General features: G+C 60.2%; 15 protein-coding genes. 9 read left to right on the plus strand and 6 right to left on the minus strand.

All coding sequences use genetic code 11. The annotated features are described in order from the left end of the window. Positions 1–60 precede the first annotated feature (60 nt). The 4 genes from ACR0B5_RS10540 to lpxK are packed head-to-tail and all read left to right on the plus strand — an operon-like array spanning position 61 to position 4,414. The gene (locus tag ACR0B5_RS10540) at positions 61–1,407 is read left to right on the plus strand and encodes a TldD/PmbA family protein (protein ID WP_170766735.1); all 1,347 of its coding nucleotides are present in this window, start codon (positions 61–63) and stop codon (positions 1,405–1,407) included. Continuing rightward, the gene (locus ACR0B5_RS10545) at positions 1,394–2,194 is read left to right on the plus strand and encodes an inositol monophosphatase family protein (RefSeq protein ID WP_480540271.1); all 801 of its coding nucleotides are present in this window, start codon (positions 1,394–1,396) and stop codon (positions 2,192–2,194) included. Before ACR0B5_RS10540 ends, ACR0B5_RS10545 begins: the two co-directional genes overlap by 14 nt. After that, a complete protein-coding gene (locus ACR0B5_RS10550; RefSeq protein WP_480540272.1) occupies positions 2,191–3,426 on the plus strand; it encodes a 3-deoxy-D-manno-octulosonic acid transferase in 1,236 nt (411 codons plus the stop codon). The genes ACR0B5_RS10545 and ACR0B5_RS10550 overlap by 4 nt, the downstream gene beginning before the upstream one ends. Then, the gene (gene lpxK, locus ACR0B5_RS10555) at positions 3,413–4,414 is read left to right on the plus strand and encodes a tetraacyldisaccharide 4'-kinase (RefSeq protein ID WP_480540273.1); all 1,002 of its coding nucleotides are present in this window, start codon (positions 3,413–3,415) and stop codon (positions 4,412–4,414) included. The genes ACR0B5_RS10550 and lpxK overlap by 14 nt, the downstream gene beginning before the upstream one ends. 54 nt (positions 4,415–4,468) lie before the next feature. On the opposite strand, the gene ACR0B5_RS10560 is transcribed toward lpxK, so the two are convergent. Together ACR0B5_RS10560 and ACR0B5_RS10565 are read right to left on the minus strand one after the other, a co-directional pair. Beyond that, positions 4,469–5,131, minus strand: coding sequence for a DsbA family protein (locus ACR0B5_RS10560; RefSeq protein ID WP_480540274.1), 663 nt, complete (start codon positions 5,129–5,131; stop codon positions 4,469–4,471). Positions 5,132–5,144: 13 nt separating this feature from the next. Continuing rightward, positions 5,145–5,651 (minus strand): DUF721 domain-containing protein, encoded by a 507-nt coding sequence (locus ACR0B5_RS10565; RefSeq protein WP_170375623.1) that lies wholly within the window; start codon positions 5,649–5,651, stop codon positions 5,145–5,147. A gap of 81 nt (positions 5,652–5,732) precedes the next feature. Here ACR0B5_RS10565 and mutY point away from each other — a divergent pair, with 81 nt between their 5' ends. Beyond that, positions 5,733–6,788, plus strand: a complete 1,056-nt coding sequence (mutY, locus tag ACR0B5_RS10570) for an A/G-specific adenine glycosylase (RefSeq protein ID WP_480540275.1) — start codon at positions 5,733–5,735, stop codon at positions 6,786–6,788. A 61-nt stretch (positions 6,789–6,849) separates the two neighbouring features. Then, entirely contained in the window at positions 6,850–7,986 is a 1,137-nt protein-coding gene (locus ACR0B5_RS10575; protein WP_480540276.1) for an alkane 1-monooxygenase, read from the plus strand. A 78-nt stretch (positions 7,987–8,064) separates the two neighbouring features. Here ACR0B5_RS10575 and ACR0B5_RS10580 read toward each other — a convergent pair whose 3' ends face one another. The 4 genes from ACR0B5_RS10580 to ACR0B5_RS10595 form a co-directional block, all read right to left on the minus strand. Further along, entirely contained in the window at positions 8,065–9,447 is a 1,383-nt protein-coding gene (locus ACR0B5_RS10580; protein ID WP_480540277.1) for an adenylate/guanylate cyclase domain-containing protein, read from the minus strand. A 138-nt stretch (positions 9,448–9,585) separates the two neighbouring features. After that, entirely contained in the window at positions 9,586–10,689 is a 1,104-nt protein-coding gene (locus tag ACR0B5_RS10585; protein ID WP_480540278.1) for a DNA methyltransferase, read from the minus strand. Between the two features lie 107 nt (positions 10,690–10,796). Beyond that, positions 10,797–11,414, minus strand: coding sequence for a ribonuclease HII (locus ACR0B5_RS10590; RefSeq protein WP_480540279.1), 618 nt, complete (start codon positions 11,412–11,414; stop codon positions 10,797–10,799). 108 nt (positions 11,415–11,522) lie between these two features. Continuing rightward, a complete protein-coding gene (locus tag ACR0B5_RS10595) occupies positions 11,523–11,990 on the minus strand; it encodes a hypothetical protein (protein ID WP_170483169.1) in 468 nt (155 codons plus the stop codon). 177 nt (positions 11,991–12,167) lie between these two features. Here ACR0B5_RS10595 and ACR0B5_RS10600 point away from each other — a divergent pair, with 177 nt between their 5' ends. From ACR0B5_RS10600 to ACR0B5_RS10610, 3 genes are all read left to right on the plus strand, one after another. After that, positions 12,168–12,455 carry a hypothetical protein gene (locus tag ACR0B5_RS10600; protein ID WP_480540280.1) on the plus strand — a complete coding sequence of 96 codons (288 nt, stop codon included), beginning with the start codon at positions 12,168–12,170 and terminating at the stop codon, positions 12,453–12,455. Then, the gene (locus ACR0B5_RS10605; protein ID WP_170460025.1) at positions 12,427–13,128 is read left to right on the plus strand and encodes a winged helix-turn-helix domain-containing protein; all 702 of its coding nucleotides are present in this window, start codon (positions 12,427–12,429) and stop codon (positions 13,126–13,128) included. Before ACR0B5_RS10600 ends, ACR0B5_RS10605 begins: the two co-directional genes overlap by 29 nt. A gap of 185 nt (positions 13,129–13,313) precedes the next feature. After that, positions 13,314–14,891 carry a DUF427 domain-containing protein gene (locus ACR0B5_RS10610; RefSeq protein ID WP_480540281.1) on the plus strand — a complete coding sequence of 526 codons (1,578 nt, stop codon included), beginning with the start codon at positions 13,314–13,316 and terminating at the stop codon, positions 14,889–14,891. The last annotated feature ends 55 nt before the right edge of the window (positions 14,892–14,946 follow it).

The following is a 14,946-nucleotide window of genomic DNA, read 5'->3' on the forward strand; positions in this document are numbered from 1 at the left end:
CAGGGTCTTGCGAGAGGCGCGGTGCAAGGCTAGGTCCTTGGCAACACATCCGGAGGCCGCATGACCCGCACACCAGAAGAAATCAGCCAGCAATTGCTTGACGCCGCACGCCTCGCAGGGGCCGAGGCGGCAGATGCCATCGTGATCGACGGATCCTCCGTTTCGGTCGAGGTACGTGGCGGCGCGCTGGAACATGCGGAACGCTCGGAAGGCACCGATCTGGGGCTGCGGGTATTTCTGGGAAAGCAGCAGGCCATTGTTTCAAGCTCTGACAGCCGTCCCGAAACGTTGACGGCCATGGCCGAACGGGCCGTCGCCATGGCGCGCGAAGCGCCCGAGGACCCTTTCACCGGTCTGGCGGCCAGCGAGGAATTGACCAACGGCTGGGATCTCGACGCGCTTGAGCTGTTTGATCCCTCCCCGGAACCCTCTGCCGAGGCGCTGATGCAAGATGCGCTGGCGGCTGAGGCTGCCGCTCTGGCCGTGCAAGGCGTATCGCAAGTCTCGGACGCGGCGGCGGGCTATGGCACAAATCGGGTGCATCTGGCGGCCACCAACGGATTCTCGGGCGGGTATGCGCGCAGCAGCCGGTCAACATCCTGCGTTGCGATCTCGGGCGAAGGCACCGGGATGGAGCGGGACTACGACGGCGACAGCCGCACCTTCCAAGCCGACCTGCGGGACGCCAAGGAGATCGGGCGGACGGCCGGAGAACGCGCAGTAGAACAAGTGGGCGCGCGCCAGCCCGCAACGGGCAGTTTTCCGGTGCTCTTTGACGAGCGCATTTCATCATCGTTGATCGGGCACTTGCTGGCCGCCAGCAACGGCGCAGCGATCGCGCGTGGGGCGTCGTGGCTGCAGGATTGTCTGGGCGAACAGGTATTGCCGGAACATCTGTCGCTGATCGAAGACCCGCACCGCCCACGTATCTCAAGCTCACGCCCATTTGACGCCGAAGGGCTGGCAACGCGCCGCCGGGCGATTGTCGAGAACGGAGTACTGACCGGCTGGACGCTAGATCTGGCCAGCGCCCGCAAGCTTGGCATGAGCTCAACCGGCAATGCAGCGCGCGGTGTCTCGGGGCCGCCCTCGCCCAGCAACTGGAACCTCAGCCTGACCCAGGGCACCCAAAGCCGCGCGGATCTGATGCGCGATATGGGTACCGGGTTGCTGGTCACCTCGATGATCGGATCGACGATCAACCCCAATACGGGGGATTACTCGCGCGGGGCCTCTGGCTTTTGGGTCGAGAATGGCGAGATCACGCATCCGGTCAATGAATGCACCATCGCGGGCAACCTGCGCGACATGCTGAAACGGATCATCCCAGCCAATGACGCGCGCCCTTACCTGTCGCGCGTTGTTCCCTCGGTGCTGATCGAAGGGATGACCCTTGCCGGCAACTGACCTGCCACTCCTGATCGACGCCGCACGCAAGGCCGGAGAGATCGCGACCCGTTTTTCGGGCGCGCAGGCCCAGCGTTGGGACAAGCCCGACGGTGCCGGGCCGGTTACCGAGGCCGATCTGGCCGTCAACGAAATGCTGGAACAGATGCTGCCCACGGCGCGGCCCGACTATGGCTGGCTCAGCGAAGAGACCGAGGATAGTCCGAAGCGCCTGTCGCGGGACCGCGCCTTCATCATCGACCCGATTGACGGCACCCGCAGTTTTGCCGAAGGCTCGCGCACTTGGGCACATTCGTTGGCCGTTACTGAGCACGGAGAAGTCACCGCAGCTGTGATCTACCTGCCCCTGCGCGACCTGTTCTATTCGGCGGCGAAAGGTCAGGGCGCCACCCTGAACGGTGCGCCAATCCGCGCCTCGGAGGCTTCGACGCTTGGGGCTGCCACAATTCTTGCCGCCAAGCCCAACATGAACAGCCACCATTGGCGCGGTGGCGAGGTGCCGGAGTTTGACCGTGCCTATCGCCCGTCGCTGGCGTATCGCATGGCCTTGGTCGGTGAGGGGCGTTTTGACGGCATGTTGACCCTGCGACCCAGTTGGGAATGGGATATCGCGGCGGGCGACCTGATCATTCGCGAGGCCGGAGGGATCTGCACTGATCGCGCAGGCCAGCCCCTGCGGTTCAACAACGCACAGCCTCGGCTAAACGGCGTTCTGGCCGCGGCGCAGGAAATCCACAACCAGCTTTCGTCCCGGCTTGATCCGAACGGCCCTGGCATCTCCCCATGAGCAAACCGCGATCTCTGAGTCTTGCGGCCTACCGGGTCCTGTCCTGGGGGGGTGCGCAGCAAAGCATCCGACCGGATCAGCCCCGCCCGGACGGAGAGCTTGTGTGGGTGCACATCGCAACCCGCGATCGCCTGCGTGCGATCTGTGACTTTTGCCTCAGGCTGCAACAGGCCCGACCCGGCCTGTCGATCCTGCTGAGCGCCCCGCCCGAGATCGACCTGAGCCGCTGGACAGGAAGCCCCTTTCCCATGGTCAACCTACCCGCCGAACAAACCGGCGCAGCGCGGGCTTTTCTGGACCATTGGAAACCCGATCTGGGTCTTTGGGTCGGAGGGGGATTGATGCCCAGCATCATCACCCGCGCGGAAGAGCGCAAAATCCCGATGCTTCTGATTGAGGCGCAGTTGGATGTCGTCTTGTCCCGCAATGCGCGGTGGCTACCGGATATCAGCAGATATACGTTCGATTGCTTCGAGCATATCCTCACCACCACCGACGAAACGGCCCGCCAGATCCGGCGGATGGGGGTTGCTTCCTCCAAAGTGCGCAAGGCGCCCCCACTGCAGTTCAGTCCGAACCCGCACCCCTGGCCCGAGGACGAATTGATCGAGACCAACCACGCCCTCGCCGGACGTCCGGTCTGGCTGGCGGCGCGGGTTCAGGCGAAAGAGTTCATCTCGGTCCTCAGTGCCCATCGGCAAGCGCTGCGCATTCTGCCGCGATTGGCGCTGATCTTGCACGTGGCGGATCGGGCCGAGGCCGCGCCGCTGCAGCGACGGCTTGAAACCATGGACTTGCGCTGTTCCAATTGGGATGACGGCGGCCCTATCGAGGACACGACGCAGGTGATTGTCAGCTCTGAGCCCGAAGATCTTGGCCTTTGGCAGCGTGTGTCACCTGTGTCCTTCATGGCCAGCTCGCTGGAACGCGGCGCGGGCGGGCAGGACCCGCTGGATGCTGTCGCGTTGGGATCGGCGGTTATCTATGGCCCTCATGTCGATATCTTTCAGACGGTTTATGCCCGCCTTGCCGAGGCCGGTGCCGCCCATCCGGTCAAAACCGCGACCGAGCTTGGAGATGCGGTCGTCGCCCTTCTGGCCCCGGATCGCGCGGCGGGGATGGCGCTGGCAGGTTGGCAGGCGATCACCGAAGGTGCACCACAGGCCGAGCGGCTAGTCGACATGCTGCAGGACCTTTTGGACCAGCGGAGTAACCACGATGCGCGCCCCTGACTTTTGGAACTCGGACCCCGCACGCCCGGCGCTGCGTGCCCGACTACTCAGCCCATTGGGGCGGCTATATGCGGCGGCGACGGCTCGCCGGGTCAGCTCTCATCCCGGGTTGAAACCGGGTGTGCCGGTAATCTGCATCGGCAACCTGAACGCAGGCGGAACCGGCAAGACCCCCACGGTGATCTGGGTACTGGAACAGCTGCGCAACGCCTGGCACGAGCCGCATGTCGTCACGCGCGGACATGGCGGGTCGCTGGAAGGCCCAGTTCGGGTTGACCCCGCCAAACACAGCGCCGCTCAGGTCGGGGATGAGCCGCTTCTGCTGGCCATGTTCGCCGAGGTCTGGGTCGCCAAGGATCGTGCCGCAGGTGCGCGCGCCGCGGCAGAGGCGGGCGCAAGCGTGATTGTTCTGGATGATGGCTTCCAGAATCCGTCGGTCGCAAAGGATTTCTCGATAATCGTGGTGGATGCCCAGCGTGGGTTCGGCAACGGCCTGTGTCTGCCAGCCGGTCCCCTGCGCGAACCCGTAGAGGTCGGCTTGAAACGCGCCGATCTGGTTCTGTCATTGGGCGATACGCAAGCGCAAGAAGACTTCGCCGCGCAATGGGGCCACAAGCTAACAGTGCCTCATGCAACGGGCGTTGTCGCGCCGTTGCAAACCGGCATGGACTGGGCTGGATCGCGGGTTTTGGCCTTTGCCGGGATCGGCCACCCTGAGAAATTCTTTAAGACCCTGCGCCAACAAGGGGCTGAGCTTTTGCGTGCCGAGGCGCTCGACGATCATCAACCACTGACCCCGGCGCTGATGACCCGGCTTGAAAACGAAGCGCGCCTGCTTGGCGCTCAGATGGTGACGACGGAAAAAGACGCGGTGCGCTTGCCGCAAGCTTTCCGCAACAAGGTCGTCACCCTGCCCGTCCGGCTGCAAGTGAACGACCCCGAGCAGGTCAAAGAGATGCTCCTGAACGCGGCCCCATCCCCCAAGTGACCGGCCCCAAGTCACGAGAATGGTCGGCCCGAGCGCAGGCCGACCAATGGGCAGTTAGCTGCCCAATTCGTCTTCGATCAGTTGCTTGAAGTCCTCATAGGACTGGTTCGAAACCTTCTTGCCGTTCACAACAAAGGACGGGGTGCCCGTCACGTCATCACGCTCGGCGTTTTCCTGATACCAAGCCACCAGAGTCTGGGCGCGTGTGCCGTCCTGCAGGCAGGCCTCAAGCTGGTCATTGTCGATACCCGCCAGACGACCAATCTTCCGCAGCTCATCCACGATCTCCGTTGGACCACCGGCTCGGGTCCATTCGGACTGGCCCTGATAGATCAGATCGGTAATGCCAAAAAACTTCTCGGGCCCAGCGCAGCGCGCAACCATCGACGCCCACAAGCCATAGCGGTCAAAGTAGACCTCACGATAGATGAACTTGACCTTGCCGGTGTCGATGAAGTCCTTCTTCAGCTGCTTATAGGCACCCTGATGGAAGGTGGCGCAATGCGGACAAGTGTAGGAGGCATATTCGATGATCTCGACCGGCGCATCCTCGGCCCCTTGCACCATCTCGATGATCGTAGAGGTGTCGAGATTGGCCTCTTGCGCGATGGCGCTGCCAACCAAAGGATTGACGGAAGACGTGTTCGAAGCTGTCATCCAATAGCCACCAGCGGCTACGGCGACAGCCGCACAGATTACGGTTGCAATACGGCTCATTCTCAGCCCTTTCTCAGCGTTTCTGCTTGGATAAAACGTTGCGTCCCAGACGTTCAAGGGCCGCACGTAAATCTTCATCATGAACATCCTGCGAGACCCTGCCCGCTTCGGCCATGATTTCAGGTTTGATCTCTGGTTTCGCTTGTTTCGGCTTGTGGTCGAAACTGGCCTGCCCCTCGGCAAATCCGGTCGGAGCGGTCTGGGTGATGCGCACACGGCTGATCGCGTTGTAGCCGTAAACGGCGTTCACCTTCCCGCGCAGTTGTTCTTTCTGCATTTCCAGCATGGGGGCCTGCGGCCCTGTTGTCAGCACGGTCAGGGTCGCCCCCATCCCGTTCCTGCCATAGCCCACATTCACGGGTCTTGCGATGGCGGCAGTGTCCTGGCCCACGATCTCGGCCCAATGGGTCAGAAGGCGCGAAACGGCAAAGCCCCGGCTTTCGCCGGCGCGCCTGATCTGATCGTTCAGCAATGTCGCGGTGCGTTTGAACCCGCGGGTCGAAGAACGTCTGCGCTGCATCTGGTTTCCAACTCCTGCACCGCTATTGTAATAGGCAGGCCAGCGGGCGCCAGCGAAACCCGACAGTGAGACAGATAAAACTTGCGTGACAGCCCCGAATTTAACCTGAGCGCTGAATTGCTCGACTGGTATGACCGCCACGCGCGTGAGATGCCATGGCGTGTTGGCCCAGCCGACCGCGCCGCAGGCGTGGCGCCGGACCCTTACCGGGTCTGGTTGTCCGAGGTCATGCTGCAACAGACGACCGTCGCTGCCGTGCGGGACTATTTCACCCGCTTTACAACGCGCTGGCCCACAGTGCAGTCGCTGGCCGCAGCCCCTGATGATCAGGTCATGGGGGAATGGGCGGGCCTCGGCTACTATGCCCGCGCCCGCAACCTGCTGAAGTGCGCACGTGTAGTGGCAGAGGAGTACGACGGACAGTTCCCCGACACCTATGACGCGCTGTTGGACCTGCCAGGGATCGGCCCCTACACCGCCGCCGCGATCTCGGCCATTGCGTTTGACCAGCCCGAAACCGTGCTGGACGGCAATGTCGAGCGGGTGATGGCGCGGCTTTACGACATTCACGACACGTTGCCCGGATCAAAACCTGTTCTGAAAGAGAAAGCGGCCGCTCTGACACCCGAGCTGCGCCCCGGAGACTACGCGCAGGCCGTAATGGATCTGGGGGCCACAATCTGCACACCCAAATCCCCGGCCTGTGGAATCTGCCCCGTGCAGACCCCCTGCCTTGCCCGCGCTGCAGGCACGCAGCCGGAGCTGCCGAAGAAATCGCCCAAAAAGCCGAAACCCACGCGATTCGGCTATGTCTACATTGCGCAAGACCCAAACGGAGCGCTCCTGCTGGAACGCCGCCCCGACAAAGGCCTGCTGGGTGGCATGTTGGGCTGGCCCGGCTCGGACTGGTCCGACGCTCCGCCCGAGGCCCCACCGTTTTCGGCAGAGTGGCGCGCGCTGAACGGCGAGGTGCGCCACACCTTCACGCATTTCCATCTGGTGTTGCGGATCTGGACCGCACCGCTGCCCGAGGGCACCGAACCCGACGGGCTGACCCTATTGCCCAAGCATGACTTCAAACCCAGCGATTTGCCGACAGTGATGCGCAAAGCCTACGACCTGTGGCGGGGTCAATAAGCCCGCTGGGCAAGCTCGGTCCGTCCGGCTAGGGTGCATCTGCCTATTCGGAGCATCTAGGATGATCGCGACTCAAACCCTTTCGCGCTGGCAAGCCGCCCTGCCCTATTGGGTATCCATCCTGCTGATCCCGCTGATCTGGGCAACGGTCTTTGCGGGGGGGTGGTGGGTTTTGCTGATCCCCCTGTCCACATGGTGGGCCTTTGCGATTCTGGACCGCCTGACCGGCCTCAATCTGCAAAACGCCGACCCTGAAACGCCCGATGACGCGCTGCATTGGTACATCCTGCTGACCAAGCTCTGGGTGCCTGTCCAATTCCTAACGCTGTTTGGCCTGATCTGGTACGCAACCCATAGCGATCACCTGTCGAGCTGGTCGAAAATCGGGCTGTTCTTCGGCATGGGCGTCATCTCAGGCACGATCGGGATCAACTACAGCCACGAGCTGATGCACCAGAAATCCCGATCTGAGCGTTGGCTGGGCGATCTCCTTCTTGCGATGGTCCTCTATTCTCACTTCCGGTCCGAGCATCTGCTGGTCCATCACCGTCACGTCGGCACCCCACGCGACCCGGTGACGGCGCGCTACAACGAAGGTTTCCACCGCTTCTACCCCCGTGTCCTTTGGCAATGCCTGATCTCGGCCTTCCGGGCCGAGCGGGACAAGCTTGCCCGAAAGGACCGACCGTGGACTGACCTCTCGAATCCGTTCTGGCGCTACTGGGCCCTGCAAACCGGCATGCTGATCCTCGCCGCCCTGATCGGAGGTTGGCCCGGCCTCGTCCTGTTCCTGCTGCAAGCGGGCGTCGCGATCTGGCAGTTAGAGCTGGTCAACTACGTGGAACACTACGGGCTGACCCGAAAACACTTGGGCGAGGGAAAATACGAACACGTTCTGCCACGGCACTCCTGGAATGCCTCGCAAAAAGCGTCGAACTGGCTGCTCATCAACCTGCAGCGACACTCGGACCACCACTACAAACCCAATCGACGCTTCCCGCTGCTGCAGAACCACGCGCAGGAAGACGCACCGCAACTGCCCTACGGCTACCCGGTCATGACCGTCGCCGCGATGATCCCGCCCTTGTGGCGCCGCGTCATGAACCCTCGCGTCCGCGCTTGGCGGCGGCACTACTACCCCGAGATCACCGACTGGCACCCCTACAACAAAGCACTGAACCCAGGCCCAAGGGCGTGACAGCAGCGCGCACCGAGCGCTGCCCGGCCCAACTGGAGGGGCTGCATCTTTGATGCTGCCCAATCAGGCGGGAGCCGTTCACAAAACCCAGATATCCATAGGGGTTTCAACTCCGCGAACGGTCTGGCCCAGGCGTTTCTGAAACCCATCCATCAACGCTCCGCCATTCGGATTCTCGCGCAATGCCTGCTCCCGCAACGCGTCACTGACCACGATCCGGGCGTTAAAATCACGGGTCATCGCCTCCAACTTGGCCGAGACATTCACTGCATCTCCAATCACAGCAAATTCCAACCGGTTGGCCCCGATATCCCCCAGAACGACCGAACCAAAATGCACGCCGATCCCGACATGGATATCATGCTCTCCCGCATGAAGCCGTTCCTGGTTCCAATCGTCGATGACGCCAACCATCGCGCGCGCGCAGCCCAGCGCATTGCTTGCGTCCAAAGGCGTTGCGACCGGAGTGCCAAAAGTCGCCATCAGCCCGTCACCCAGATATTTGTCCAACGTGCCATGGTGACGGAACACTTCGGCCTCCATCCGAGCATGAAACCCGCGCAACACCTCGATCACCTCATAGGGGTCCCGTCCGGCCGCAAATTTCGTAAAGCCCACAATGTCTATGAACAGCACCGCGATGTCCGCCTTGCGCACCTGCTTTAGCGGCTCGTCATTCTGGCTGAGCTCATCGACCACATTGGGCGAGAAGTAACGCGACAGATTCGCCCGCTCCCGCTCCAAACCCGCGTTGCTCATCAACAAGCGATTTAGCCGTCGCATCGACACGCCAAGCGTCACCGCGACCATGACAAACACGATCACCTGCTGAATGCGCTGCGGGATGTCAAAACTGTTTGGGTCTAGCAACTCCGCCACGTCCGGATAGCCCTGCAAAGCCGCCGCCACCTTCTGGCTGATCCCCGGAATCGGCGTGGCCACCCACCAGGCGATGATCCAACCCGCCGTCCAGATCAGGGCCGTCCAGGAGCCAATCGCGACAACCGTGCGCCACGAATAGGCCAGTGTACCTGCGGCCAGAATAATGAAGAAATATTGAAAATTGTCGAACCGGTACTGCATGGCCAGCGGCCGCACATCATCGCTGAACGGGTTCGGAACAATCATCCCAAGCGTCATGATCAGAAGATCGACAAAGATCAGCAACAGCTCGGTTCGCGATTGCCCAACCCGCCCTGCGCGCCGGATCAACCAACCATTGGCGCAGATGAGAAGCAGGATGAAATGATACCACAGGACCTCCCATTGCGGGTTCAGAAAGATCAACAAAACCCCAGTCAAGGCCATGGCGATCCAGCGTGCGCGGACGGCCAGTTCAAGGCCCTCCTGCTTGTGCCGTTGCATTGCGGCTTCGGTGTATTTGTTGTCCAGATCCACAAAATCCGGCTGCGTTACGGCGAACCGTTCCAGTCTGGATGGGCTGGCAGTTGACTCGCTCATGACAGGAACCTCTGAGGCAGTGCTGGCGACGCGCCCATGCAATCACCTCTGACCGGAAAACAAAAGACCCCGCCGAGAACGGCGGGGCAAGGCGTAGTGCCTTGTGTCAGGCCACAGGCACCGGCGGTTTTCGTGATATCAGTTGTGCATCTCGGCCCGGATCTGCTGACGCAGCACGTCGATCGGCACTGTTTTGCCATCGCGCTTAAAGCACCAGTAAGTCCAGCCGTTGCAGGAGGGGGCGTTCTCAAGATGTGCGCCAACCTGATGGATCGAGCCTTTGACATTGTCGCCAACCAGCGTGCCATCCGCGCGAACCTTCGCCTTGTGACGCTGGTTCATCGAATACAGCTCTTCGCCCGGGCGCAGCATCCCACGTTCAACCAACTGGCCGAACGGTACACGCGGCTCGGCGCGTTTGCTGGCGCTGACCTCAAGCGCCTCGCGGTCGAATTTGCGCACCTTCGATATCCGCTTCTCGGCCACTCTACGATAGCTTTCCTCGCGCTCGATGCCGATGAACTCACGGCCCAACATCTTGGCGACAGCCCCAGTCGTACCTGTGCCAAAGAACGGGTCCAAAATCACGTCACCCGGATTGGTCGAGCCAATCAGAACGCGGTGCAGCAGAGACTCGGGCTTCTGTGTCGGATGCGCCTTGTCGCCATTTTCGTCCTTCAGGCGCTCATGCCCGGTGCAGATCGGCAGAACCCAGTCACTGCGCATCTGCACGCCTTCGTTCAGCGCCTTCAGAGCTTCGTAGTTGAACGTGTATTTCGCGCCTTCGCGCTTCGAGGCCCAGATCATCGTCTCATGCGCGTTGGTGAAACGCTTGCCGCGGAAATTCGGCATCGGGTTCGACTTGCGCCATACGACGTCGTTCAAAATCCAGTATCCCGCGTCCTGCAGGGCTGAGCCTACGCGGAAGATGTTGTGGTACGAGCCGATCACCCAGATCGCGCCGTTCGGCTTGAGCAACCGGTGCGCCGCTTTGAGCCAATCGCGGGTGAATTGGTCATAGGCCCCAAAGCTTGAGAATTGATCCCAGTGATCGTCAACCGCATCCACCTGGCTGTTGTCGGGGCGATGCAACTGGCCTTTCAGCTGCAAATTATAGGGCGGATCCGCAAAGATCAGATCAACCGACGCCTCGGGTAGACTGTTCATCACATCGATGCAGTCGCCAGATAGAATCGTGTTTAAAGGGAGCGCTTTTGCGCCCTTTTTGGTGGTCGTTGTCATATCACTGCCTCAAGTATCCACGGCGCTTTTGCGCTCATTTGGTTGAGATAAGGATGAGTCAAAGACGATTCGCCGTCAATTTCTTTTTTGAATCAGAGACTTACGATTTACTCTTGATACAAGATATTGTGTACCGTCTTGAACGAACGCCTATGATGTGGGGTCACGCCAAGATTTTGCAGCGCCTCGCGGTGCTGTTTTGTCGGATAACCGGCGTTTGCCTCCCAGCCGTAGCCGGGATGCTGTTGCGCTAAATCCACCATCAGGTGATCGCGCCAGTTTTTCGCGATGATCGAAGCCGCCGCAATCGACACAGATTTGCCATCCCCCTTGATCACGGCTTCGGACGGGATTTGTAGCCCATTCGGAATCATATTCCCGTCGATCAGCAAGAAATCGGGGGCCGGATCCAGCGCCTGCACCGCGCGCACCATGGCCAGATGCGAGGCGCGCAGGATATTGAGCTCATCAATCTCGGCGACCGAGGCCTCGGCCACGGCGATCTCGGCCCGGTCCCGCAACTCTGCCTCCAACGCAGTGCGTCGCTTGAGCGAGAGCTTCTTGGAATCGTTCAGCCCCTCGGGAATATCCTTTGGATTCAGGATCACGGCGGCGGCAACCACGGGGCCGGCCAACGGGCCGCGCCCGACCTCATCCACGCCTGCAATCCGGATATGGCCCTGCGCGAGCAGCCCCTTTTCAAGTTCATAAGTCGGTTTTGTCATCCCTTCGGAAAACCGCGTTTTCAAAGCCGCCGCAACAAAAAAGAGAGGGCAGCTTGCGCAACCCTCTCTCATCGCGGTGCTGTTTCGCACCACTCCTGCTCGACCGTGTTACTTGTAAACGACGCGGTATCCGTGATGACGCAGGCATGCAGGTTCATACGCCCGCTTTACCTTGTTGCCATTCCAGAACCCGACCTTGCACTCTTGCGGCAGGCTGTTGGCATGTTTGTAGTGCTTGTTGAGGCACTTTGTGCCCAGCAGCGGACGCTGCCCATAATTGTCATGCTGGCGCAAGCAGCGTTGTGGCAGGTCATAGCGTGCCACGTGTCTGGGCAAAGGCTTTACCTTGTGGTGTTTGACCTGAGGCGCGGTTTGCACGTGGTTGTATTGCCGTGCGGCCTTCTCACGATCCTTGCGCTTTTCCTTGTTGTAGTAGTGTACCCCCGCGCCAATGATCGCGATCGCGGCCAGCCCCCCGAGGATATCCCCCGTATCCGCAGCACGCGCCTTTGAGGCCGATACGCCAGTAATCGCCATAGCCGTCGCAATAATCAGAGCGATGAATTTCTTGTGCATGATGCCTGTCCTTTCCGAGATTTTTGGCGACCCCGTGATGGACCGCGTCTTTGATGCCTCAACACTGGGTCCACCCCCCTCAGACAAGCAATATCGGCCCCGTGTTATTGGATATCAGGCACCGCAAACCCCTTTGGTCATTGAATATCAGCCCAAGCCATGCGCAGGATGCAGCTTATGAAACAGATCTTCTCTTCTCTGGTCGTAGCTGCGCTGATATCGGTGGCCCCGGTGGCTTTGGCCGCGGAATGTTATGCCGATTACAAGGCCAAACAGGACAACCCGCTGCGTCTACACTACGGCGTGATGCAGGTGTCGTCCTGCGACAAAGGGCAGGCAACGAGTGAAGTCGCCCAGCGCCTTAGCGGTTCTGGGTGGACCCTGCTGAATGTCCAGTCCGTCTTCGGGCCGGAAGGGTTGGATCAAAGGAAGGCCAATGCCGGAAAATTCTATCTCCGTTTCTGAGGCGCGACGCTCGGGCGTGCGTCTTGTCGGTCTGGGCATTGCCGCCATTGTCGTGATCCTAATCACCGCCGCGCTGTTCCTGTTCTGGACACTGCCCGATGCCAATGCCTTCAACGCTCGCGTCGAACGGTTATTTGTTGAGGCGGATCTGACCTCACAAACCGAAATCCGGTTGCTTGAAATTTTGGCCCAATCGGGAACGGCCTTTGCCGATACGCTGTCCAGCTACCGCATGGTGATCTATGTACTGCTGGTCTTTGCCTGCGCGATGATGATCTCAGCCCTTGTGTTTCTGGTGATGCTTGCGCTGCTGAACCGGCGCATGGCACAGATCGAACGCACCGGCATCCAGGTGACATCGCTGCTGATCAGCCGCGAGGAAAACACCGTCTACCTGAACAACATGGATTTCAAACTGACCCCAGCGGCCATGGAGACCCTCTCGGTGCTGGCGGAATCCCGTTTGGATGATGAGGTCCTATCAGGCGCTCAGATCGAGGCGACGATATCGGGGCGCGATGCAGCCGATTGTGACGAGGCCGCAGGCGCCACCCGCATCAAACGGCTGCGCGACGCCTTGGGCAATCAGATGGTCAGTGAGTTGCTGGTCAAGAACATCGCCAAAAAGGGCTATATGCTTTCGATCGAAAAAGACGTCATCCAGATGGTTTAAAGCGTTTCGAGTTTTCGTTGAAGCGCCATGTATCGCTTTTCGCGTTCGACCGAAGGGAGAGGCAGCGAATAAGCGATACAACATAAACTTGAAACGCTTTTGGCCGCAGGAAAACCCGCGCCCCTCTTGGAATGCCCGACCAAAACGCCCATTCTATAGGGACCCCGGGCAAGGGAGGGATGGCGATGAACGTCCACACCACACCAAAATCCAACGGTTATGACATCTCGGTCGAACATCTGTCCGACAGGATCGCGATTTTTCGCGATGGCCTTCTGTTGGCCGAAAGCCGGAATGCCAAGGTGATGTATGAAACCCGGCTACCACCGACGATCTACGTCCCGCGTGCGGATGTTTGCGTCGACCTGAGCGGTGAAACCGGCCTGCAGACCTTTTGCCCTTTCAAAGGAACCGCCACTTATCACGATATAAATCTGCCCGGAGCTCGCTTGGCCAATTCGGTATGGGCCTATGATGACGCCCTGCCAGAGAGTGCTGCAATTCGGGGGCATATTGGGTTCATGCCCAGTGCCTATACGGATATCGACCTGGGCAAGAACCAACTACGCGACACCGAAAACACCAATATCAGCGGTCCGCTGATCGACTGGCTGATGCGTGGGGCGTCCCTGTCGGATACACCAGAAGCGTTCACCAAGGCGTTGGCCGAAAAGATGCTGGAACACGGGATAGCGATCCAGCGCCTCAGCATTCTGGCATGGTCCTTGCACCCCCTGATCGCAGGCAAACACTTCATATGGGAAAAGGGTGAAGATGAGATCCTGACCCGCGCGCCCACCTATGAAATCTACGACCACCCCGCATTCATCAACAGCCCTTTGCGCCATGTCTCGAACGGATTGGGCGGCGTGCGCCAAAGGGTAAATGACGAGGATCCGCATAACAGCTTTCCCATCATCGAGGATCTGCGCGCCAAAGGGGCCACGGACTATGTCGCCATGCCGCTGCCCTTCTCGGACGGTCGAACAAACGTGCTAACGCTCAGCTGCGATCATCCCGATGGGTTCACGACAGAGAACCTTGGTCTAGTGTTCGAATGCTCTGCCGTTATCGCCCGCTTTTACGAGGTGTTTATGCAGCGCGAAAATGCGCAAGTTCTGCTGGAAACCTATGTCGGCAAACGGTCAGGCGTGCGCGTGCTGGGCGGAGAGATCCGACGCGGCGACGGAGATGAGATTGATGCGGCCATCATGTTCTGCGATTTGCGCAACTCGACCAGCCTGGAAGAAAGCCTTAGCCGGGATGCCTATATCAATCTACTTAACGAGTTCTTTGAGACGGTCTCGGGTATCGTGGATGAAAACGGGGGCGAGGTTCTGAAATTCATCGGCGACGCCGTTCTGGCCGTTTTCCCAGCGGGCGAAGAACCCGCGCAGGCCCGCGCGAATGCCCAACAGGCGGCAACGGAAATCGTCGAAAAACTCGCCGAACTGCGTTCAGCGGATCCTAATATCCACTGCGACTGCTCAATCGGCGTGTCCTATGGCCGGGTGACCTATGGCAATGTCGGCTCGCGCGAGCGGCTGGATTTCACCGTTATCGGAAAAGCCGCCAACGTCGCAGCGCGTCTGGGTGAGCATAGTAAATCGACCGGGTACCGCATTGTCGTCTCGCAAGATATTGAGCCCGCATGCTGCAATGCAATCCCGCTCGGCGATATCAAACTGCGCAACGTGTCCCAGCCAGTCACGTGTTTTGCCCTGCGAACGGCGGCTGATGTTGAGGTCGGTGGTCCAGCTTAACCTCGGCGACTTATCAAGCTCGCTGCGTTTGATTTGGTTCGAACATATGATGCGC

Source organism: Ruegeria sp. AG1 (assembly GCF_056541705.1).

Bases quoted from the DNA above. Each gene is read 5' to 3' on its own strand.
- ACR0B5_RS10565 (WP_170375623.1), bottom strand. From the start codon at position 5,651: ATGCAGCGCAGACGTTCTTCGACCCGCGGGTTCAAACGCACCGCGACA.
- ACR0B5_RS10600 (WP_480540280.1), top strand. From the start codon at position 12,168: ATGAAACAGATCTTCTCTTCTCTGGTCGTAGCTGCGCTGATATCGGTG.
- ACR0B5_RS10605 (WP_170460025.1), top strand. From the start codon at position 12,427: ATGCCGGAAAATTCTATCTCCGTTTCTGAGGCGCGACGCTCGGGCGTG.
- ACR0B5_RS10585 (WP_480540278.1), bottom strand. From the start codon at position 10,689: ATGACAACGACCACCAAAAAGGGCGCAAAAGCGCTCCCTTTAAACACG.
- ACR0B5_RS10580 (WP_480540277.1), bottom strand. From the start codon at position 9,447: ATGAGCGAGTCAACTGCCAGCCCATCCAGACTGGAACGGTTCGCCGTA.
- ACR0B5_RS10550 (WP_480540272.1), top strand. From the start codon at position 2,191: ATGAGCAAACCGCGATCTCTGAGTCTTGCGGCCTACCGGGTCCTGTCC.
- ACR0B5_RS10595 (WP_170483169.1), bottom strand. From the start codon at position 11,990: ATGCACAAGAAATTCATCGCTCTGATTATTGCGACGGCTATGGCGATT.
- ACR0B5_RS10590 (WP_480540279.1), bottom strand. From the start codon at position 11,414: ATGACAAAACCGACTTATGAACTTGAAAAGGGGCTGCTCGCGCAGGGC.
- ACR0B5_RS10540 (WP_170766735.1), top strand. From the start codon at position 61: ATGACCCGCACACCAGAAGAAATCAGCCAGCAATTGCTTGACGCCGCA.
- ACR0B5_RS10610 (WP_480540281.1), top strand. From the start codon at position 13,314: ATGAACGTCCACACCACACCAAAATCCAACGGTTATGACATCTCGGTC.
- ACR0B5_RS10575 (WP_480540276.1), top strand. From the start codon at position 6,850: ATGATCGCGACTCAAACCCTTTCGCGCTGGCAAGCCGCCCTGCCCTAT.
- ACR0B5_RS10560 (WP_480540274.1), bottom strand. From the start codon at position 5,131: ATGAGCCGTATTGCAACCGTAATCTGTGCGGCTGTCGCCGTAGCCGCT.
- lpxK (WP_480540273.1), top strand. From the start codon at position 3,413: ATGCGCGCCCCTGACTTTTGGAACTCGGACCCCGCACGCCCGGCGCTG.